Annotated in this window: 1 pseudogene; it reads right to left on the bottom strand. The window is 55.0% G+C overall.

The features are described 5' to 3' along the window. Window positions 1-240 (bottom strand): annotated as a pseudogene (locus ACYP03_RS27790) (F0F1 ATP synthase subunit alpha); the annotation flags it as partial.

Raw genomic sequence — 240 nt, 5'->3', positions numbered from 1 at the left:
AAGCAGACGGGAGTGGAGGTAGAAAACGTCACCAGGGAAAGCTTCACGGCCTGGTGGACGGCGCAGCAGCAGAGAGATCTGACGGTAAGCCACAGCCTGCTTAGACAGGTCATCGTATACGATCAGTGCATCTTCGCCGCGGTCACGGAAGTATTCACCCATGGCACAACCAGAGTAAGGTGCCAGGTATTGCAGAGCTGCCGCTTCAGAAGCAGACGCCACTACAACGATAGTGTTCTT

The organism is Photobacterium sp. R1, from assembly GCF_054600795.1.
Note: the sequence above shows the minus strand (reverse complement) of the source record. Positions and strands in the feature narration are given on the sequence as shown.